The organism is Saccharomonospora marina XMU15 (assembly GCF_000244955.1).
In the GTDB taxonomy this organism is placed as follows: domain Bacteria; phylum Actinomycetota; class Actinomycetes; order Mycobacteriales; family Pseudonocardiaceae; genus Saccharomonospora_A; species Saccharomonospora_A marina.
Genome location: NZ_CM001439.1, coordinates 777,767 through 798,074, shown reverse-complemented (window position 1 = coordinate 798,074; position 20,308 = coordinate 777,767). Strand labels below are relative to the sequence as shown.

Below are 20,308 nucleotides of genomic sequence, written 5' to 3'. Positions count from 1 at the left end.
CCCACACGCAGACGCGAAAGCTCCTACTCTGATGCGGGTGAGTGCAGTCGCGAGCAATTTGCAGATTTCGATTCACGAACGTGTGGGTGCTCGTGGCCGCGGCTCCTTGCCGGACACCGGTGCCGCCGCGGCTCGGCCGCGCGCCTTGGAAGGGGCCCGCCGACCATGAGCGGCAGGGCCGACTCCCCACGACACCGATTGACGGGCACCCGAGCCACACCCCCGCCCAGACCGGAGCGGGACCGACGCCCGGCAACCTCCGACCCCGAAACCTCGCCCATGGCGGCCGTGCCGCGCCCGCCTCGCAACGGCGGGTCGCCCAACCCACGCGCAGCGGTACCGAAGGCACCGCCACCACCGCCACAGCTACCACCACCTCCTCCGGCTCTTCGACGCACCGGCCGGGACAGGCCCGACCCGCCGGAGTTCGCCACCTCACGCGGGCGGTTGCCGATACCGCCGCCTGCAGGCGACGCAGGCGCCCCCCGCGAAGCCGAAGCCACCAGTCCCGGCATCCGTGACGACGTCGATCCCGAACTCGCCGAGCAGCCCACCGTCCGGCGCAAGAAGGTGTCGCTGACCGACCCCGCGCCCACCACGGTGACCGACGCGGAAGCGGCCGAGCACGCTGACGACGCCAGGGTCTACCTCGCCCCGCCGCCGGACGGTCTCGGCAAGTTCGACCTGGGCTCGGTTCCCGCATCGGTCACGCCGCCGCGCACGTGGCGAAAGGCGGCGTGGTTCGCGACGTTGTCGTCCGGCGCCGTTGTCATCGCACTGCTGTTCGCCGGGTCGGTGCTGGTGGGACAACCGCCACAGCAGCCGCAGCAGGCGGCGCTGGAAGGCTGGCCGGACCGGCACGGTGGTGCGCCCATGCTGCCCGGCGGGGGTTACGCGGGCGACCGGACAGCAACACCGGGCGAACCGTCGCAGACCGACAACGCTCCCGCGGGCACTCCGCCACCCGGCGCCGATGCTGGCAACGTTTCGGTGGATCTGCGCTCGACCGGGTCCTCGCACGCGGAACCGACCGGCTCGTCCACTTCGGGTGAGCCCACCTCCACCGCGACCTCCTCCGCGACGCCGTCGAGCGAACCGAGCAAACCTCCGGTCACTCCGGCGCCGACCGAGACGGCCGAACCTGCTCACCTGTTCGCCGCATACGACGCCGACACGCTCGCCCAGCGCTCCCAGGAGTACCTGAACACGGTCACCGAGGACGCCGAGGCGGCATACGAACTCACCACGGGTGAACTCGCCGCGGAAGGCCCTGACGGGCTGCGCGAAAGGTACGCCGAGATCGCCTACGTGGAGATCCGGCACGTCTACATCGACCAGAACGAGGGCTACACCCTCAACGAGATCGATGTGACCTACACGGACGGCAGCAAGGAGCGGCAGACCCGCAAGCTCGTGTTCGAAGCGAACGAGAAGATTTCCTCGGACGGAGGGTAACCAGCACGCGGTGCCCTGACCTGCACTGATTCACCTGCGGATGCAGCATCATCCGCACATTCCGCTGCACGTGCGAAGCGGTGAGCGGCGTAAAGTTGCTCCGAACGGGTGACAACCTTTGCCGTTCACCGTATGGCGGCGACTTTCCACCGACCGTGCCGCACCGAGATCTGGCGCGAAGCCGCCGGACGCGATTACCTGTCGTCCAGGGGTCCGCACGAAGAGTCCACGAGACAACATGTTCAGGCGAGACGGACGAGGGCGAGCAGTGCACGACCGACGTGTGCCACGTCAACCAGGACAGCAACAGACCGTCGTCATCGACGAGGTCGACGACGCGATGGACCGCGAGTCCGCTCGCGGCGGCGTAGATGGCGTAGATGGCGAGCAGGCGAGCGAGCCCCGAAGGTACCTGCCGCCGCCGATCCGCAGGCCCGATCGCGCCGACAACGAACAACCGCGCGAGCCCGAGAGCAAGTTCGCGCGGCGCGCCAAGCTCATCGCCTTGTTCGTGGCGACGGCCCTGCTGCTGGCTTCGCTCTACATCGCGGCCTCGCTCTCCGAGTCGGGCGAGCGCCACGGCGCGGAGAACTCAAGACCGCCCGCCATCACGGGTGCTGCCGCACTCGGCGGTTTCGCGTTGCCTGCGGGCCGCGCGGAGACGGAGATGGAGACCCGGCGCGAGCCGTCCGTTGAGGCGGCGGGCCCGAAAGAACCCGCCACCGAAGCCGACGCGGTCGAGGGTTCGCCTGCGGTCGGTAACGCCCCCGACCCGGGGCAGGGTGAGGCGGGCAAATCGGCCGCCACCGCGATGGATACGCAGACCGACGAACTCGACGCGGTCCGTGACTTCTACCAGCTGGCTGCCTCCGAACCGACCGAAGCGCTGCGCCTGCTCGGCCCCGCGCTCGCAGGCGAACACGACGACCACCTGGTCCGTGCCTGGCGCTCGATGCGATCGATCCGGCTGGACGATGTCCGGCACGCTGCCGACGGCACGGTGCGGGCCGTGGTAACGATGGTGCCCGCCGACGGCACGCCGCTACGCCTGACCCAGCTGCTCCGATTCACCAGCGGACCACGACTTCTGATCAACGACGCGACCCTCGTCTCGGTCAAGACGAAGTGAACCCGTTACAGTAGGCACCGATCGGGTCTGGCAGCCATCCCCGAGAGTGCCGCCCGTGTGTGCACAGAGTGAGCGGCCTAATCTGTCACGGGTCGGTCTCGGTAAGCCGGCACACGAACCACCGGTATGTGCGAGCCCGAAGGAGGTCGCGTGAGCGACGAGGGTCGCCTGGTCGCCGGCCGCTACCGCGTGATCAAGCGGATCGGGACCGGTGCCATGGGCGCCGTCTGGCAGGCGCACGACGAGGTGCTGCACCGCACGGTCGCGATCAAGCAACTGTTGCTGCAGCCAGGTCTCGACGAGCACGAGGCGGAGGACGCGCGGCAGCGGACCATGCGCGAGGGCAGGATCGCCGCGCGGCTGCATCACCCGAACGCCATCACGGTGTTCGACGTCGTCACCGACGACAACGGCCAGCCGTGCCTGATCATGGAATACCTCGCGTCGACGAGCCTCGCCGAGGAACTGCGGCAGCGAACGACCCTTCCGCCGCTCGAGGTGGCGAAGATCGGCGCGCAGATCGCCGCGGCCTTGAAGGAAGCTCACGCGGTCGGCATCGTCCACAGAGACATCAAGCCGGGCAACATCCTGCTCACCGGCAGCGGACTCGTGAAGATCACCGACTTCGGCATCTCGCGAGCGAAGGACGACGTCACCGTCACCAAGACGGGAATGATCGCGGGCACCCCCGCCTACCTCGCACCGGAGGTGGCGATCGGGGGCAATCCCGGCCCGGAGTCGGACATCTTCTCGCTGGGCTCCACCCTCTACGCAGCCACCGAGGGGCAGCCACCGTTCGGCCTGAGTGAGAACACCCTCAGCTTGCTGCACGCGGTCGCCGCTGGGCAGATCAACCCACCACGGCAGTCGGGCCCACTCGCGAGCGTGCTCGCCGTGATGCTGCACCCGGACACCCGGCACCGGCCGACGGCGCAGGAATGCGAGGAACTGCTCTCGGCTGTCGCCCGAGGCGAGACCCCGATCGGTGGAGGCACCGACGACCCGACGCGGTTGCAGTCGTCCGGCCCCGGCAGCACCGCCGTGCTCGGTGCGGCGGGCGCGGGAGCGATCGGCGGTGCGCTCGGCGCCGCCGCCGCCAACGACGACGCGATGCCGACCGCCCACTCCGGAAATCTCGGGGAGGGCGCGAACGGCCCGTACGGTGCCGAGGGGCCGGCCGCCGGGCACTACGCCGCTGGTTACCCGGGGCAGGGTTACCCCACCGAGCCCTACGACGGCTACCCAGGAACGGCAGCACCAGACCGTACCCGTGCGGTGCCCTACGGGGATCTCGACGACACCGCCGACTACGGCGTCTACCGTGGCTACGGTCGCGACGAGTACGGCGACTACGACGGCTACGGCAGCTACGAAGGCACCGACGACGCGCACTACGACGAGCGCTACGAGCCTTACGGCGACCCGGCGGACGACCAGCAACAGGGCAATTGGAAGATACCGGCCGCCATCGGCAGCGTGGTGGTCGTCGGGATGGCGGCGTTCGCCTTCTGGGTTTTCGGCAGTCCCGGAGGCAGCGACGCCGAACAGGAAGACCCTCCACAGCGTCCGGTAGCGACGACCTCGCAGATGTCCTCCCCGACTCCGCGACCCACCACGACCACTTCGCAAGAGCCGGTGGAGACCGTGGAAACCGAGACCTCCGTCGAGGAGTACACGCCGCAGCCCGAGCCGCCACCGCCGCCGGAGACGACGGCCGAGCCGACCGAGGAGACATCGACGACCACGTCGACCCCTCCTGTGGAGCCGACTTCGACGACGACGGAAACGTCGTCGCCAACATCCACCACTTCTTAGGTGGACGACACACGCGATTGATGTTTGTTTGACCCGTGTGGCGGTACAAGGGGTGGCGTGAAGGGAACGGAAGGCACTCTCGTCGGCGGACGGTACAGGTTGGACCAACCCATCGGTCGCGGCCGTGCCGGGATCGTGTGGCTGGCGTTCGACACGATGCTGTACCGCACCGTCGCGGCCAAGACCCTCTACCTGCCGCCCGACCGTGACCCGGAGCAAGCCAAACAGCTCGCGCTGCGGGAAGGGCAGCGAGCCACGAAGGTCACCCACCCGAGCGCTGTCGCCGTCTACGACGCCTTCTCAGACAACGGCGACGTCTGGCTGGTCATGGAATACGTCCCTTCCCGCAACATGGCCGACTTCCTTGCCGAGCACGGCGAGCTGACCCCGGGACAGGCCGCGTATCTCGGTGTGGCTCTCGCCTCGGCGCTGTCGGCCGCACACGCCGCCGGAGTGCCCCACTCGGCGGTCGAGCCCGGCAACGTCCTGCTCGCCGACGACGGCGGCGTCAAGATCACCGATTTCGGCTTCTCGCTGCCATCGGCGGACCCGGCCTTTCGCGCACCCGAGGTCGCCAACGGGGAACCCGCCACTGCGGCCTCCGACGCCTACTCCCTCGGGGCGACGCTGTTCACCGCCGTGGAAGGCACGCCACCCTTCGGGCCGGACGGCACCGGCGAGCCGGTGGTACCCCGGCGGACCGGGCCACTCACCGGTGCACTGCTCAAACTGCTACGCACCGACCCCGACCTGCGCCCGATCCTGACCGACACGATCAAGGCACTGCAGGCGATCAGCAAAGGCCAGCAGAACGGGTTCGTACCTCCGACCGCGCCCGCCATGCCGACCGTTCCGCTGCTGCCACGGCCGCCTCGGATTCCCGCGCAGGCAGGCCCCACCACCACCGCCGCACCGAGGAGGGGGCGGCTGAGTTCACTCCCGCGATCGTGGACGTGGAGCCTGGCGGCACTGGTCGTCGCGGCAGCGTTCGCGCTGCTGTTCGCCGTGATGTGAGGCCACCGCGGCGACCGCCCCACTAGACCAGGCGGCGGTCGGAGGCCCAGCGGGACAACTCGTAGCGGTTCGAAAGCTGTGTCTTGCGCAGCACGCTCGACACGTGCGTCTCCACGGTCTTCACCGAGATGAACAACTCCGAGGCGATCTCCTTGTAGGCGTAGCCCCGGGCGAGCAGCCGAAGCACGTCACGCTCTCTCGGAGTGAGCAGGTCGAGGTCGGGATCGCTGATCGGCTCCGCGCCCGGCCGGTCGGCGAAGGCGTCGAGGACGAAGCCCGCCAGCCGCGGCGAGAACACGGCGTCGCCGTCGGCGACGCGCACCACCGCCCGCACCAGTTCCCGCGAAGAGATCGTCTTGGTGACGTAGCCCCGAGCTCCTGCCCTGATCACCGCGATCACGTCCTCGGCGGCGTCGGAGACCGACAGCGCAAGGAACACCACATCCGGCTGTTCGGGTCGCACCCGCCGCAACACCTCGGCGCCGCCTCCGTCGGGCATGTGCACGTCGAGCAGCACCACCTGCGGCCGGGCCCGCGCGATACCGGCCACCGCCTCGGCCACCGAACCGGCCTCACCGACCACCCGAACCTCGTCGGTGATCGATTCCAGTTCGGTGCGCGCCCCCGCGCGAAACAGCGCGTGGTCGTCCACGAGGAACACCGTCACCGGTCCCCGCGTGTGCTTGTCTTCCGTCACGTCGCCCCCTGAGTGGTCTTGGCCATGGCCTTGCGCGGCATCGCCAGCTGTATCTCGGTACCTTCCCCCGGTGCCGTGCGCAGCCTGCACGAGCCGCCGTTGCGCTCCATCCTGCCCCTGATGGAGTCGCTGAGCCCGTGCCGGTCCTCCGGCACCGCGTCGGGATCGAACCCCTTGCCCCGGTCACGCACGAACACCGTCACCGAAGTGGGCTCCACCTCCGCGTACACGCTGACTTCTTCCACACCGGCGTGCTTGGCGGCGTTCACGATCGACTCGCGCGCCGCGTGCACCAGCGCCGCAAGCGACTCGTCGAGTTCGGCCTCCCCCACGACCACCTGCTCGACCGAGATCGCGAAAGTGTCCTCCACCTGTCCGCATACTCCTGCGATGGCCTCCGACAGCGTTGCCGGTGTGCCGTGGCCGTCGCCGTCCGGTTGCTTGGGGGCGCCGTATCCGGAGGGCCCGTACAGCCAGGTCCGCAACTGGCGTTCCTGCCCCCTCGCCAGCCGGGCGACCTCACGCGGGGACTCAGACTGTTTCTGGATCAGTGCCAGCGTCTGCAGCACCGAATCGTGCAGGTGCGCCGCGATCTCGGCGCGCTCCTCGGTGCGGATGCGGGCACGCCGTTCCTCACCGAGATCGCGAACCAGCCGCAACCAGAACGGGATGGTCAGCACGGCGACGCCGACCAGCGTGGCCAACACCGAGATGAGCGCGAACTGCACCTGGTCGAAGCTGCTGCCCCGCAGCACGACAACGCCGATACCGGTCATCACGAGCGCGACACCGGAGAGCACCCGAACGGCTGCCGACCAGCCCCGACCGCCGAGGACGGCACCGGCCACACCGCTGCGGGCCCCGTCACGCCAGCGGCGCCGCTGGGACTCGTCGGCCTCTCGCCACACCACGGCCGCGCCGACGAGCGCGACCGCCACCGGCAGGCCCACCCAGCCGCTGAGCATGCCGGTGATCGCACCACCCGCGACGGTGAGCCCGATGCCCAGCGCGAGCAGCCCGTACGCCTGCTGGCGCTCCTTCGCCGATTCCACGGTCGGTGGCTCGTCCCTGGACTGCTGCGGCACGAACGCCCACAACAGCCCGTAGGCAAGCAGCCCGACACCGCCGAAGGCAGCCAACACGGCGAAGGTCGCCCGTACCCACAGCACCTTGACGCCGAGGTGGTCGGCCAGGCCGCCCGCTACGCCCGCGAGTGCCCGACCGGTACGGCGCCGATACAGCTTCGGCGGGCCGCTGGGTGAGGCCGCCACCTGAATGCCGAGCTGCGACCTGCTCGCGGCGGGCACCGGGCGCGCGGCCTCGTTCGCCGTGCGCTCCTCGGTGGCATGTTCCTGCACGTCATCCATGGTCACACCAGCATAGGAGGTGTTTCATCAGGGAAGTCCCTGATTCGACCCCCACCCTGGCCGGCGGCGGGCAAGTTCAGGGGATTCCCGGATGTGGAAGTGGCAAGGGCGAGCGCATCCTCGAGAGCATGAACGCCGCGACGAACACCTCGAGGCAGTTGGACGGCTTCGAAGAGACCGTGAAGGATTTCTGGGCCAGCAGGCCGAGACGGCCCCACCAGGGGCGCAAGCTCGCCGGGGTGGCGGCGGGCATCGGCAACCGTTACGGCATCGACCCCGTCGTGGTGCGCGTCGCGCTGGTCGCGACCACGGTCTTCGGCGGCATCGGCCTGACCGCGTACCTGCTCGGCTGGCTCTTCCTGCCCGCGGAGGCAGACGAGGTGTCCGCCTTCGAGAGCCTGATCGGCAAGGGCCGCAGTTCGGTGTCCAAGCCGTTCGCGGTGCTGTTGTGCCTGCTGCTGTTCCCGGTGTCGGGCTGGGCCTTCGCGGGCGACTGGTTCGACGGTGGCGGCTTCATCGGCATGGCACTGCTTGTGACGGCGCTGTACCTGCTGCACAGAAGCCGCGGCCAGTTCAACCGGCCCGCACCGCCCACGGTGGGTGCGACCTCGAACTACGCCGGCTACGCAGCGGCCGACACCGCGGCGACAGCGGCGGGCGGCTCGGCGGCAGGCACACAGCAAACACAGGACGGCACCTGGGACCCGCTCGGCGCGGCGCCACTTGCCTGGAAGCTGCCCGAACCGGCACCTGCGCCACCGCCACCACGACCCCGCCGTCCCCGCTCGAAGGTCGCTTTCGCCACATTGGGGCTGGCCATCGTGGTGGGGGGCGTGGGTTCGGCGCTGGTCGCCGAGGCAGTGCCGTGGTTCACCGCCGCCCACGTGATCGGCCTGGTACTCGGCGTCGTCGGGGCCGGACTCGTGCTCAGTGCCTTCCTCGGAGGCGGTCAGTGGCTGACCGGGCTGGCGGTTCCGCTCGCAGTGGCCGGGCTGGTGCTGACCGCTCTCCCGCTGAACGACTTCCGCGGCGGGGTCGGAGAACTCGACGCGGCACCTCGCACAGCGGCTGAGGTGCTGCCGGTCTACGAACGCACGGCCGGCGAGATCCAGCTCGACCTTCGGCAGCTGCAGGCCACCACCCTGGTGGAGACGGCGGTGCGCAACGGCGCGGGCAACATCACGGTGATCGTGCCTGCGACCGCTGACGTCACTTACCAATGTGAGGCCGGTGTGGGCAACGTCGACTGCCTCGGCAGGCAACAGTCCGGGGCCGGTACCGCGCCGATCAGCGGTGTCGACCTCGGCGACGACGGCGAGGGTGGCCAGCGGCTGTCACTCGAGGTGGTCGCCGGAGCCGGAAATGTGGAGGTGCGTCGTGGCTGAGCCGAACGAAACGGGGACCCGGCCCGTGCGCAGGCGGGTGGACATCGTCACCCTGCTGTCCGGGGTCGCGGCGCTGCTCGTGTCCGCCTACGTGCTCTCCGACGGCGCTACCTGGCTGCCGGACGTCGATCTGCGGTGGGTGCTGGCCGGTGGCGCCGTCCTGGTAGGGACGCTGCTGCTCGCGGCGTCGATGCGAGGCGGCCGCAGGGAGTGAGCTCGCGGCTCACTCCCACTCGATGGTGCCGGGTGGCTTGCTCGTCACGTCGAGCACCACCCGGTTCACCTCGGCGACCTCGTTGGTGATCCTGGTCGAGATGCGCTCGAGCACGTCGTAGGGCAACCGCGTCCAATCGGCCGTCATCGCGTCCTCGCTGGAGACCGGACGCAGCACCACCGGATGCCCGTAGGTGCGGCCGTCGCCCTGCACGCCGACACTGCGCACGTCGGCGAGCAGCACGACAGGACACTGCCAGATCTCGCTGTCGAGTCCGGCCGCGGTGAGTTCCTCACGGGCGATCGCGTCCGCTGCTCGTAGCGTCTCCAACCGATCGGCGGTGACCTCGCCGATCACCCGGATGCCCAGTCCAGGGCCGGGGAAGGGCTGCCTGTGCACGATCGTTTCCGGAAGACCCAGCTCGAGGCCGACACGCCTGACCTCGTCCTTGAACAACGACCGCAACGGCTCGACGAGCGTGAACCGCAGGTCGTCCGGCAGCCCGCCGACGTTGTGATGGCTCTTGATGTTGGAAGCCCCCGTACCGCCACCTGACTCGACAACGTCCGGGTAAAGCGTGCCCTGCACCAGGAACTCGACGTCGCCCTTGGCCTTGAGGTCGCGTGCGGCCTGCTCGAAGACGCGGATGAACTCCCTACCGATGATCTTGCGCTTCTCCTCGGGGTCCACGACGCCTGCGAGCGCGTCGAGGAAGCGTTGCCTTGCGTCGACAGTGACGAGCTTGACCCCGGTCGCCGCCACGAAGTCGCGCTCGACCTGTGCGCGCTCGCCCGCGCGCAGCAGCCCGTGGTCCACGAACACGCAGGTGAGCCGCTCACCGATCGCGCGCTGGACCAGCGCGGCCGCTACGGCCGAGTCGACACCACCGGAAAGGCCGCAGATCGCATGCCCATCACCCACCTGGGCGCGGATGCGCGCCACCTGATCGTCGACGATGGAGGCGGTGGTCCAGTGCGGCCGGATGCCCGCGACCTCGTGCAGGAAGCGACGCAGCACCTCTTGTCCGTGCGGCGAGTGCGCCACCTCCGGGTGGTACTGCACACCGGCCAACCTGCGGTCGAGATCCTCGAATCCCGCGACGGGTGCGCCCTCGCTGCCCGCGGTGACCTGGAAACCCTCCGGCGCCTTGGTGACGCAGTCGCCGTGGCTCATCCACACCGGATGCCGCGCAGGCAGCTCCTCGTGCAAAGCGCCACCGTTCACGCCGAGTTCGGTGCGGCCGAACTCGCGCGTCCCGGTGTGCTCGACCGTGCCGCCGAGGGCCTGAGCCATCGCCTGGAACCCGTAGCAGATCCCGAAAACGGGAACGCCCGCCTCGAACAGCGCCGCGTCCACCTTGGGCGCGTCCTCGGCGTAAACGCTGGCGGGCCCGCCGGACAGTATGATCGCCGCGGGCTCGCGCTCCAGCAGGTCCGCGACAGCCGTGGTGTGCGGCACGACCTCGGAGTACACCTGTGCCTCGCGAACGCGGCGCGCGATCAGCTGTGCGTACTGCGCGCCGTAGTCCAGCACGAGCACGGGACCTTCTGCCACTTCCGCGGACCTCCTGGCGATCGGACGAGTTGCCGTACCCATCGTCGCAGGTGAACCGCCGCGCGATGAGCGCAGGTCACCGTTACCGTGCTGGCATGGACACCATCACGCCGCGGCCGAGGGCTGTGTGGGTAGCAGGCCGCGCGGAGCAGGGCAGCCGCACGGTGACCATCGCCCACCCTTACGACGGTACCGAGGTGGCCACCGTTGCCGTCCCCGACGAGCAGCAGGTCGAGCACGCCGTGACGGCGGCGGCGAGTATCGCTGCGCAGGTGCGCTCCAGTTCGGCAAGGCACAGGGCGACCACGCTGGAACGGTTGGCACGCGGGTTGTCCACCCGAGCCGACGAACTCGCGGAAATGATCACGGCGGAGAGCGGCAAGCCGCTGCGCTGGGCCGAGGCCGAGGTAGGTGAGGCGACCGCCACGCTGCGGTCCGCGGCGCGGTTAGCCTGCGAAACGCGGCGGCAGGAGTCCGACACCGCGGGCGAGGGAACGGTGACGCTGACGCGGCGCGTGCCGAGAGGACCGGCACTGGGAGAGGTGCCCTTCCACGCGCCTTTGGGCATGGCCGCCCGCGCGGTCGCCGCTTCGCTGGCCGCCGCGGCGCCGGTGGTGCTCGTACCCACGCAGCGGGCTCCGCTCTCGGCACTGGCGTTGGGTGAGTTGCTGGCCAACGCCGACCTGCCGGACGAGGCGTTCTCCGTGCTGCCGGTCGAGGACACCGCCACGCTGGAAACCGACACCCGGCTGGTGCCTGTGCCGGAGACCGGCTGTGGCCAGGCGGCGGCCATCGTCCTGGCGGACTGGCCCGATCTCGACCACGCAGCCCGCCGCATCGCCGCGGCGGGAACCGGACAGGCTGGGCAGTCGTGCGTCGCGGTGCGGCGGGTGGTGGTGCAGCGAGCCATCGCGGCCGACTTCGTGCCGAAACTGGCGGAAGCGGTGCGCGACCAGCGCATCGGCGATCCATATGACAGCAGCGTCTCCGTCGGCCCGATGGCTGACGAGTCCGCGGCGCAACGGGTCGTCGGCTGGATCGAAGAGGCTGTTACGGAGGGCGCCAAACTGCTCACGGGCGGCACCCGGACCGACAACACCGTGGAACCCACACTGCTCACCGATGTCGGTGCCCAGGCCCGGGTGTTGCGTCCAACGGCGTTCGGCCCCGTACTGGTGGTCACTGTCGCCGAATCGATCGAAGCTGCTTTCGAGGCGGCGAAGGGGCCGAGGACGGGAGTGTTCACCCGCGATGTCCAACTGGCGCTGCGGGCCTCCGCCGACCTCGACGCGGGCGAGGTGACCATCGGTGACGTGCCGATCTACCGGCCGGATTCGGTGGGAGGAGCCATCCAGACCCTCACCGAGGAGCGCATCACCGTGCTGCCTGCCCCTACGTCTCCACGGTGAGCGCCGCGGGAGCGTGCGCGGGGACGGCCGGGTTCTTCGGGGCCACCGGATCGAGCCTGCGGTACTTCTCGCCCTGCGCGGGCCGAGGGTCGGTCTCACCCTTGTTGGGCCACAGCGAGAAGGCGCGTTCGGCCTGCGCCGTGATGGTCAGCGAAGGGTTGACCCCGAGGTTCGCCGTGATCGCCGCACCGTCGACGACATGCAGGTTGGGGTAGTTGAAAACCCGGTGGTAGGGGTCGATGACGCCGTCTTCTGCGCTGATGCCGATGGGGGCGCCACCGATGAAATGCGCGGTGAGGGGGATGTTGAAGATCTCGCCCCAGGTGCCGCCCGCCGTGCCGCCGATGTGCTCCGCGGTACGCAGATTCGCCTCGTGACCGGCGGGGATGAATGTCGGGTTCGGCGCACCGTGACCCTGCTTCGAGGTGTAGCGGCGGCGGCCGAACAGCCCTCGCTTGGTGTAGGTGGTGATGGAGTTGTCGAGGCTTTGCATCACAAGCAGGATCACGGTGCGCTCGCTCCACCGGTAGCCGCTGAGCAGTTTCAGCGTCCGAACCGGGTGTCGCAGGGCGAACCGCAGTGCCTGCCGCCACCGCGGCACTTCGGAGGCGCCGTCGGTGGCGATGGTTTGCAGCAGGCTCATGGCGTTGCTGCCCTTGCCGTAGCGCACCGGCTCGATGTGCGTCGTCTCGTCCGGGTGAATCGAGGAGGTGATGGCCACCCCACGGCTGTAGTCGTTGTCCGGGTCCACCGACGTGCGGGCCGCTCCGACGATGGCTTCGGAGTTGGTCCTGGTCAGCTCGCCGAGCCTGCCGGAAAGCCGGGGCAACGCGCCGGTGTCGCGCATGTGGTGCAGCAGCCGTTGGGTGCCCCAGGTGCCTGCCGCGAGTACGACGTGCCGCGCGGTGAGAGTGCTACGGAACCGTCGGGCCGTGGTCCCGGTCTTTTGCACGTCGACTTCGAACGTGTCGTCGCCGCGTGGCCGCACAGCGGTCACAGTGGTGAGGGGGACGACTTCGGCCCCCGCCTGCTCGGCGAGGTAGAGGTAGTTCTTCACCAAGGTGTTCTTCGCGCCCACCCGGCAACCGGTCATGCACGAGCCGCATTCGGTACAGCCGGTCCGGGCGGGCCCGGCACCCCCGAAGTAGGGGTCGGCGACCTGCTCGCCCGGATTACCGAAGTACACGCCGACCGGCGTGGGGTGGTAGCTGTCGGCCACGCCCATGTCGGCCGCGACCTTGCGCATCACCCGGTCGACCGGGGTCACGGTGGGGTTGGTGACCACGCCGAGCATTCGGCTCGCCTGGTCGTAGTGCGGGGCGAGTTCGGCCTCCCAGTCGGTGATGTGGGACCACTGGGTGTCGGTGTAGAACGGCTTCAGCGGTCGGTACAGCGTGTTGGCGTAAACGAGCGAGCCGCCTCCCACGCCCGCGCCCGCGAGAACCATGACGTCCTTGAGCAGGTGGATGCGCTGGATGCCGTAGCACCCGAGCGCAGGCGCCCACAGGTATCGGCGCACGTCCCAGGAGGTCTTCGCGAACTCGTCGTCGGAGAATCTGCGACCGGCCTCGAGCACCGCCACGCGGTAGCCCTTCTCGGTGAGTCGCAGCGCCGCGACGCTTCCCCCGAAGCCGGAACCGACCACGATCACGTCGTAGTCGGGCTCGATGGTGTTACGCGAAGTCACAGGTAAAGCCTAGCCCCGGACAACACTTCTGACCAGAGGTAAGTTACTGCCGAGTTACCAAGGTCGAGGACAGCGTTTTGCCCGCGAAACGTGCCCTGCGCAGGCCCACGGACCACGTTTCGCGGGCAAAACGCGGTTCAGGCGCGCACGGTGAGGCCGACCTTCTGAAATTCCTTCAGGTCGGAGTAGCCGGTCTTGGCGAGCGCGCGGCGCAACGCACCGAAGAGATTCACCACGCCCTCGGCATCCGTCGCGGGACCGTGCAGCAAGGTCTTGAGGTCCACATCCTGGTTGGCCACCTGCGTCACCCGCGAGCGCGGCAGCGACGGGTGGGCAGCGGCCGCAGTCCAGTACAACCCCCTGCCCGGCGCCTCGCTGCAGGCGGCAAGCGGCGCACCGAGCATCACCGCATCCGCACCGCAGGCGATCGCCTTCGCGATGTCGCCGCTGCAGTTCACCCCGCCGTCGGCGAGTACGTGCACGTACCTCCCGCCCGTCTCGTCGAGGTAGTCACGGCGCGCGGCGGCGGCATCGATGATCGCGGTCGCCATCGGCACACCGATACCAAGCACCCGGTCGGTGCTCGTCACACCGGGGCTGTGCCCGTGTCCGACGATGACCCCGGCAGCGCCCGTCCGCATCAGATGCATCGCGGTGCGGTAGTCGCTCACGCCGCCCGCGATCACGGGAACATCGAGGTCGGAGATGAACTGCTTCAGGTTCAGCGGATCACCGTCGCGGGCCACGTGCTCCGCAGACACGATGGTGCCCTGCACCACGAGGATCTCGACGCCGGCCGCCAACAGGTCGGGAGTGAGTTCGGCCGCGTGCTGCGGGCTGACCCGCGCGGCCACGGTGACACCAGCCTCACGCACACCCCGGATCGCCTCGACGAGCAGGTCCGAACGGATGGGCGCGGAGTGCAATTCCTGCAGCAACCCCACGAGTTCGGACCACTCGGCGCCCGCTTTCGCGGCGTCGGCGATGCGGCCCAGTGCCGCGTCGGCGTCGGCGTGCCGCGCCCACAACCCCTCGGCGTTGAGCACCCCCAGACCCCCGAGCTTGCCGATGGACACCGCGGTCCCCGGCGAGACCACCGCGTCCGTCGGGTGGGTCACCAGCGGCAGTTCGAAGCGGTAGGCGTCGATCTGCCAACCCGTCGACACCACCTTTGACGAGCGCGTGCGCCGCGAAGGCACGATGTCGATGTCATCGAGGTCATACGACCGCCGCGCGGTGCGCCCCATGCCGATCTCGACCAGATCCCGCACGTGAAGTCCCTCCTGGAGCCAATACTGCCGGACCATTGTCGGCACCCTGCCGAGTCCGTCCGGCTACCGGGTGGTGTAGTTCGGGGACTCCACGGTCATCGTGACGTCGTGCGGGTGGCTTTCCTTCAGCCCCGCGGACGTGATCCGCACCAGTTGCGCGCGCTGCAACTCGGCGATCGTCTGCGCGCCCGCGTATCCCATGCCCGAACGCAGACCCCCCACGAGCTGATGCACGACACCCGACAACGGGCCACGGAACGGAATGCGACCCTCGATGCCTTCCGGCACCAACTTGTCCTCGGAGAGCACGTCGTCCTGGGCGTAGCGGTCCTTGGAGTACGAGCGCACCTCCCCACGCGACCGCATCGCGCCGAGCGACCCCATACCCCGGTAGGTCTTGTACTGCTTGCCGTTGACCAGGATCACCTCACCCGGTGCCTCTGCGGTACCGGCGAGGAGGCTGCCGAGCATCACCGACGACGCCCCGGCCGCGATGGCCTTCACGATGTCACCGGAGTACTGGATCCCGCCGTCACCGATCACCGGGACACCGGCGGGCCTGCATGCTTTGTCGGCCTCGTAGATCGCCGAGATCTGCGGCACGCCCACCCCGGCCACGACCCGAGTGGTGCAGATGGAACCGGGACCGACACCGACCTTCACCGCGTCCGCGCCTGCGTCGACCAACGCCTGCGCTCCTGCACGCGTGGCGACATTGCCGCCGACCACGTCGACGGTGTCGCCGAGTTCCTTCTTCAGCCTCGCCACCGTCTCCAGCACGGCGCGCGAATGCCCATGCGCGGTGTCGACCATCAGCACGTCCACACCGGCGTCGGCGAGCGCCATCGCCCGCTGATGCCCGTCCGCGCCGACCCCCACGGCCGCGCCGACGAGCAGCCTTCCGTCGGTGTCCTTCGTGGCGTCGGGATACTGCTCGGTCTTGACGAAGTCCTTGACGGTGATCAGGCCACGCAGCTTTCCCGCGCCGTCCACGATCGGCAGCTTCTCGATCTTGTGCCGACGCAGCAGGCCGAGCGCCGCGTCAGCCGTCACCCCGACCTGCGCGGTCACCAGCGGGGTGGGGGTCATGACCTCGCTGACGGCCTTGCTGTGGTCCAGTTCGAACCGCATGTCCCTGTTGGTGATGATGCCCACGAGCGTGCCCGCGGCATCGGTAACGGGAACACCGGAAATCCGAAACCGCGCGCACAGGGCGTCGACCTCGGCGAGCGTGTCGTGGGGCGAGCAGGTGACCGGGTCGGTCACCATCCCGGCTTCCGACCGTTTCACGATCTCCACAGCCTGCGCCTGCTCGTCGATGGGCATGTTGCGTTGCAGCACGCCCATTCCACCCTGGCGGGCCATCGCGATGGCCATACGTGCCTCGGTGACCGTGTCCATGGCCGCCGACAACAGCGGAACCCGCAACACGACGTTGCGCGACAGCCGGGTACTGGTGTCCACCGTGCTCGGAATCACATCCGATTCGGCAGGAAGCAGCAGCACATCATCGAACGTCAGCCCGACCATCGCGAACTTCTCTCCGGCCTCGGCGATCGCCTCCTCCTCGGAACGGAGCAGGTCGGCGGAGGTGATGTCGCTCGTCATGAGTTACGGCTGACCTTCCTCGACTGATGAACCAACGGGGGGTTTTGCAGACCTGTTAGCGATGGTATCTGGACGTACCCGGGGGCCCGCCCGGTACCGTGCAGGCCGTGCCGCACGATGTGTTGCCCCCAGACCCGTTCGCCGACGACCCGAACGACCCGGCCAAGGAGATCGCGGCCATCGACGAGCCCTCGGGCGAGCCGATGAGCCCGGACGAGCGTTCGGAGCTACTCGCGGATCTCTCGGACCTCGCTGTCTACCAGGCACTGCTGGAGCCGCGGGGTATCCGGGGAATCGTCGTGGATTGCGGCGAATGCGACCAGCCGCACTATCACGACTGGCACCTACTGCGCGCGAGCCTGGAACAGTTGCTCGCCGACGGGCAGATGCGCCCGCACGAGCCCGCTTACGACCCCAACCCGGCCGACTATGTGAGCTGGGACTACTGCCGCGGGTTCGCCGACGGCATCACGGCCACCGAGAGCGCCTACTGATCTCACGGAAAGGTAGCGCGGCTGGTCACCGCGCTACCTTTCCACGTCCTCGTCAGCTCGTCGGATCGGCAAACTCCACCGAGGCCCCGTAGCCGGGGCTGCGGCCCGACTCGCTGCCTGTGCTGTCGTCGGTGGACGAGCTCGGCGAAGTCGGCGTGGTTGAACTCGGCGGCGCGGTTGTGGAACTCGTGGAGGTGCTGTCCGGCTCAGCAGGAAGCGGCTCCACCTGCGGAGACGTCGGCGTGGTCGTCGATGAGTCGGTAGAGCTGGACGTGCTGTCGCTGGTAGTGGTCGGGCTGGTGCTGGTGTTGCGGTCTTCCTGCGGTTCCTCCAGCTGAGCCATCAGCTCGGTGTGACGTGCCTTGAGCTGAACCAACTCCTCCTCGGCAGTCACCTGCTGCAACGTGCGCTCGGCCTGCCACAGTGCCCTGCGGGCGTCGTCGTAGCGCTCCTGCGCGATGGCGAGATAGGCCTTTTGCAGGTCCGTACGTACCGATGCCGCGGCCTCCACCGAACGGGCATGGTCGGCGTAGAGCACCTTGCTCAGGCCCCAGAGCGTGTCGCCGGGTTGGGCGTCGCGAGCGGCCAGAGCCGTGCCCGTGAACCCGATGGCAAGCACCGCCGCGGCCGCGGCGACGGGTACGAGCATGCGTCTGCGCACACGAGCGCCCTTGCGTCTGGCAAGCGAGGCGGTTCTGACCGTGGTGGTGGCTGCGGGCACATCGACGAGTTCCGGGATGGGCTCGCTGTCGATGTCGCGCCGCCACGACAGCAACAACGCGTTGAGTTCCTGATCTCCGAGTTCGTCAGCGACGCGGGGGTCGGAGCCGCCGAGAGCGTCCAGCAACGCGTCATCGGCCTGGATAGCGGAAAGCTCCGACGTCGACGCCACTCGCTCGTGGTCGGAAGGGTCGTGCTGTGGCGGCGGGGGCGCCGACCCGTTCTCGGGCCCGGTGTCGCGCCCGTTCGCGCCGCCGTTGAACTCGTGCTCCTGGTTGTCGTCGCGTTCCGCCACTCAGACCACCTCCTCAGCGGCCAGTGCCTTGCGTAGTCGCGCCAGGGCACGGTGCTGGGCGACCCTGACCGCGCCGGGCGTCGAGCCCACGGCCTCTGCGGTTTCTTCAGCGGAAAGACCGACGACCACACGCAACACCACGATCTCGCGTTGTTTCTCCGGCAGGACCTGCAGCAACTGCGACATCCGTTCGTTCAGCTCGCCCTGTAGAGCCCGCTGTTCGGGGCCGACACCGCCTTCGATCTCGTCCGGGAGCTCCGCGACCGGTTCTGCCCGGTTCCGCGCGGCCGCGCGGTGCGCGTCGGCCACCTTGTGCTGGGCGATTCCGTAGACGAAAGCCAGGAAGGGACGGCCTTGATCACGGTACGAGGGCAATGCCGTGAGCACCGCGAGACACACCTCCTGGGCTACGTCGTCCGCCGAAGCGAACGAGCGTTCCTGCCTGCCTACCCTGGCACGGCAATACCGCACCACAAGGGGACGGATAGCGGCCAGCAGCCGCTCGACTGCTTGAGGGTCACCCTCGACAGCGGCGGCGACTGATTCGTCTAGTCCATCCCCCACAGTGGCCATCGCAGACAACAGTCCCGGTGTTACGTCAGGCGTGCAAAGAAGCCGGCGCGCGAAACGCGAGTCCCTCACGCCGGTGACAACTACCGTACCTTCCGGCACCGCCCTTTTCGTTCACGGTCGGCTCTTGGTGCCTCCTGCACCTCGCAAGCTGCGGAGATGCGACCGTATCAGCTTTAGTCCAGACTTCAACAAGGTCGCCCGCCTGCGAAGTCAGACGGTAGCGACACGAGCACGCCACACCGGTCTCACCGATGTGGCGTGCCACTTTCGAAGGGATAGGAGTTTCCGGCCGTACGCCCGCGCGTCAGGAAACGAGCCCGCGGCGGAAGCCGTGCGCGACTGCCTGCGCACGGTCACGGACGCCGAGCTTGCGGAACAGCCGCCGCGCGTGGGTCTTGACCGTGTCCTCGGACAGGTAGAGCTCACGACCGATCTGACCGTTGCTCTTGCCCTGGCTCATGCCGCGCAGCACCTGCAGTTCGCGCTCGGTCAGCTGCACACCGGGATCGGAGGGCTGCCGGGGAGCGGGCACCGAGGTGCTGGCGAGCGTGTGGGCCAGCGCGGCCACCAGTTCGGGACGGGAGGCGTCCCACCGAAGGTAGCCACGCGCACCGCCCGCGATGGCCGCGGCGATGCTGCCCGCGTCGTCCGGGGCACCGAACACGATCACGTTGGCCTGCGGGTTGGCCGAGACCAGCCTGCGAGTCGCTTCCACACCGGTGGGGACAGCGCGCTGCGTGCCCACGAGCACCACGTCGACCGGCTGCCGGGAATACCTGGCAAGCAACTCGTCACCGTGCGCTACACAGTCGATACGACTGACGCCGGAAACGGCGGACATCACGCGGGTCAGCCCTTCGCGGACACTGCGTCGGTCGTCGCAGATCAAGACCGTCGTCACGGGGTTTCCTTCCTGCAGCCGGGTGACATTCCATATCCCCTATCGGACGCTTTAGGTTCCACCTTGACACGATCTGGTGGCTTTTTTTGGAGAAACCCTCGCCCGGATGTCGGTATGGACGATGTGCCGCAGGTAACAGCCTAGATCGGGACCCATGCCGAACGGAATGCCAACCGCTTTCCGGCCGGGTCGGCAGCCAGTAACAGAGCGTGTAACTCGCGGGTAACTCTGGACCGATTCCATTCGGCGTTGGCGGGATCGAGGTCGGCGGCCAACAACCTGGCAGGCCACGTCAGCGAGCGAAGCTCCCACCTGTGCGCCGCTTCCAGCGCGGAGCCGACGAGAGCTTCCGCACGCACGCGGGCGTCCTGGTCACCGGTCGCGGCCAGCGCGGCCGCCAGCACCAGTTCGGACTTCACCACATGCCGGGCCGCCCCTCGCTGCCGCGACAGCCCCAAAGCACGTTTCGCGGGCAAAACGGCGTCGTCGGCCAGGCCACGGGCCAACGAGAGTTCCGCTGTGACCCAGCACGTGCGCACCTCGATACGCCACACCGGGTGCGCTGACCGTGCCCGCTCCAGCAACCGCTGCGCCGTGCCGAACCTGCCGAGCGCGAGGTTGTCCGCCGCGAGCCCCAGCAGCGCGTCGGCGAGCGCGCCCGCCGGATCGATGCCGTCCTCGTCGGCGTCCCCGGTGGCCACGGCGGCCCGCGCCAGCGCC

17 protein-coding genes and 1 pseudogene are annotated in these 20,308 nt (G+C 69.0%); 8 read left to right on the top strand and 10 right to left on the bottom strand.

Features of this window, described 5'->3' with window-relative positions:
- Window positions 1-279: 279 nt before the first annotated feature.
- From SACMADRAFT_RS03820 to SACMADRAFT_RS03805, 4 genes are all read left to right on the top strand, one after another.
- Window positions 280-1,455 carry a hypothetical protein gene (locus SACMADRAFT_RS03820; RefSeq protein WP_157617189.1) on the top strand — a complete coding sequence of 392 codons (1,176 nt, stop codon included), beginning with the start codon at window positions 280-282 and terminating at the stop codon, window positions 1,453-1,455.
- A gap of 283 nt (window positions 1,456-1,738) precedes the next feature.
- Window positions 1,739-2,584, top strand: coding sequence for a hypothetical protein (locus tag SACMADRAFT_RS03815; RefSeq protein ID WP_157617188.1), 846 nt, complete (start codon window positions 1,739-1,741; stop codon window positions 2,582-2,584).
- Between the two features lie 150 nt (window positions 2,585-2,734).
- Window positions 2,735-4,399 (top strand): serine/threonine-protein kinase, encoded by a 1,665-nt coding sequence (locus tag SACMADRAFT_RS03810; RefSeq protein WP_009152461.1) that lies wholly within the window; start codon window positions 2,735-2,737, stop codon window positions 4,397-4,399.
- A gap of 57 nt (window positions 4,400-4,456) precedes the next feature.
- On the top strand, window positions 4,457-5,413 hold the full coding sequence (locus SACMADRAFT_RS03805) for a serine/threonine-protein kinase (protein WP_009152460.1): 957 nt from the start codon (window positions 4,457-4,459) through the stop codon (window positions 5,411-5,413).
- 22 nt (window positions 5,414-5,435) lie between these two features.
- On the opposite strand, the gene SACMADRAFT_RS03800 is transcribed toward SACMADRAFT_RS03805, so the two are convergent.
- Window positions 5,436-6,110 (bottom strand): response regulator, encoded by a 675-nt coding sequence (locus SACMADRAFT_RS03800; protein WP_009152459.1) that lies wholly within the window; start codon window positions 6,108-6,110, stop codon window positions 5,436-5,438.
- Window positions 6,107-7,477: an ATP-binding protein gene (locus SACMADRAFT_RS03795; RefSeq protein WP_009152458.1), complete on the bottom strand. Its 1,371-nt coding sequence runs from the start codon at window positions 7,475-7,477 to the stop codon at window positions 6,107-6,109. The genes SACMADRAFT_RS03800 and SACMADRAFT_RS03795 overlap by 4 nt, the downstream gene beginning before the upstream one ends.
- A 128-nt stretch (window positions 7,478-7,605) precedes the next feature.
- Between SACMADRAFT_RS03795 and SACMADRAFT_RS03790 the strand changes: the two genes are divergently transcribed.
- Together SACMADRAFT_RS03790 and SACMADRAFT_RS03785 are read left to right on the top strand one after the other, a co-directional pair.
- Complete coding sequence (locus tag SACMADRAFT_RS03790) at window positions 7,606-8,862, top strand: PspC domain-containing protein (protein WP_009152457.1); 1,257 nt, start codon at window positions 7,606-7,608, stop codon at window positions 8,860-8,862.
- Window positions 8,840-9,076 carry a hypothetical protein gene (locus SACMADRAFT_RS03785; protein WP_009152456.1) on the top strand — a complete coding sequence of 79 codons (237 nt, stop codon included), beginning with the start codon at window positions 8,840-8,842 and terminating at the stop codon, window positions 9,074-9,076. Before SACMADRAFT_RS03790 ends, SACMADRAFT_RS03785 begins: the two co-directional genes overlap by 23 nt.
- A 9-nt stretch (window positions 9,077-9,085) precedes the next feature.
- Here SACMADRAFT_RS03785 and guaA read toward each other — a convergent pair whose 3' ends face one another.
- Window positions 9,086-10,630, bottom strand: coding sequence for a glutamine-hydrolyzing GMP synthase (gene guaA, locus SACMADRAFT_RS03780; RefSeq protein ID WP_009152455.1), 1,545 nt, complete (start codon window positions 10,628-10,630; stop codon window positions 9,086-9,088).
- A 95-nt stretch (window positions 10,631-10,725) separates the two neighbouring features.
- Here guaA and SACMADRAFT_RS03775 point away from each other — a divergent pair, with 95 nt between their 5' ends.
- Complete coding sequence (locus SACMADRAFT_RS03775) at window positions 10,726-12,039, top strand: aldehyde dehydrogenase family protein (RefSeq protein WP_009152454.1); 1,314 nt, start codon at window positions 10,726-10,728, stop codon at window positions 12,037-12,039.
- Here the strand turns inward: SACMADRAFT_RS03775 and SACMADRAFT_RS03770 are convergent.
- The 3 genes from SACMADRAFT_RS03770 to guaB all read right to left on the bottom strand — a co-directional run bounded on the left by SACMADRAFT_RS03770 (window position 12,023) and on the right by guaB (window position 16,527).
- Entirely contained in the window at window positions 12,023-13,726 is a 1,704-nt protein-coding gene (locus SACMADRAFT_RS03770) for an FAD-dependent oxidoreductase (protein WP_009152453.1), read from the bottom strand. The two genes, SACMADRAFT_RS03775 and SACMADRAFT_RS03770, sit on opposite strands and share 17 nt — an antisense overlap.
- 137 nt (window positions 13,727-13,863) lie before the next feature.
- The gene (locus SACMADRAFT_RS03765; protein WP_009152452.1) at window positions 13,864-14,997 is read right to left on the bottom strand and encodes a GuaB3 family IMP dehydrogenase-related protein; all 1,134 of its coding nucleotides are present in this window, start codon (window positions 14,995-14,997) and stop codon (window positions 13,864-13,866) included.
- 63 nt (window positions 14,998-15,060) lie between these two features.
- Complete coding sequence (gene guaB, locus SACMADRAFT_RS03760) at window positions 15,061-16,527, bottom strand: IMP dehydrogenase (protein WP_085977954.1); 1,467 nt, start codon at window positions 16,525-16,527, stop codon at window positions 15,061-15,063.
- A gap of 176 nt (window positions 16,528-16,703) precedes the next feature.
- On the opposite strand from guaB, the gene SACMADRAFT_RS03755 reads away from it, so the two are divergent.
- Window positions 16,704-17,099 (top strand): DUF5319 domain-containing protein, encoded by a 396-nt coding sequence (locus SACMADRAFT_RS03755; protein ID WP_009152450.1) that lies wholly within the window; start codon window positions 16,704-16,706, stop codon window positions 17,097-17,099.
- Between the two features lie 52 nt (window positions 17,100-17,151).
- On the opposite strand, the gene SACMADRAFT_RS03750 is transcribed toward SACMADRAFT_RS03755, so the two are convergent.
- The 4 genes and pseudogenes from SACMADRAFT_RS03750 to SACMADRAFT_RS03735 all read right to left on the bottom strand — a co-directional run.
- The gene (locus SACMADRAFT_RS03750) at window positions 17,152-18,114 is read right to left on the bottom strand and encodes an anti-sigma-D factor RsdA (protein WP_009152449.1); all 963 of its coding nucleotides are present in this window, start codon (window positions 18,112-18,114) and stop codon (window positions 17,152-17,154) included.
- Window positions 18,115-18,687 (bottom strand): sigma-70 family RNA polymerase sigma factor, encoded by a 573-nt coding sequence (locus SACMADRAFT_RS03745; protein WP_009152448.1) that lies wholly within the window; start codon window positions 18,685-18,687, stop codon window positions 18,115-18,117.
- Window positions 18,688-18,991: 304 nt separating this feature from the next.
- Window positions 18,992-19,588, bottom strand: coding sequence for a response regulator transcription factor (locus SACMADRAFT_RS03740; protein ID WP_009152447.1), 597 nt, complete (start codon window positions 19,586-19,588; stop codon window positions 18,992-18,994).
- Window positions 19,589-19,728: 140 nt separating this feature from the next.
- Window positions 19,729-20,308 (bottom strand): annotated as a pseudogene (locus tag SACMADRAFT_RS03735) (hypothetical protein); the annotation flags it as partial.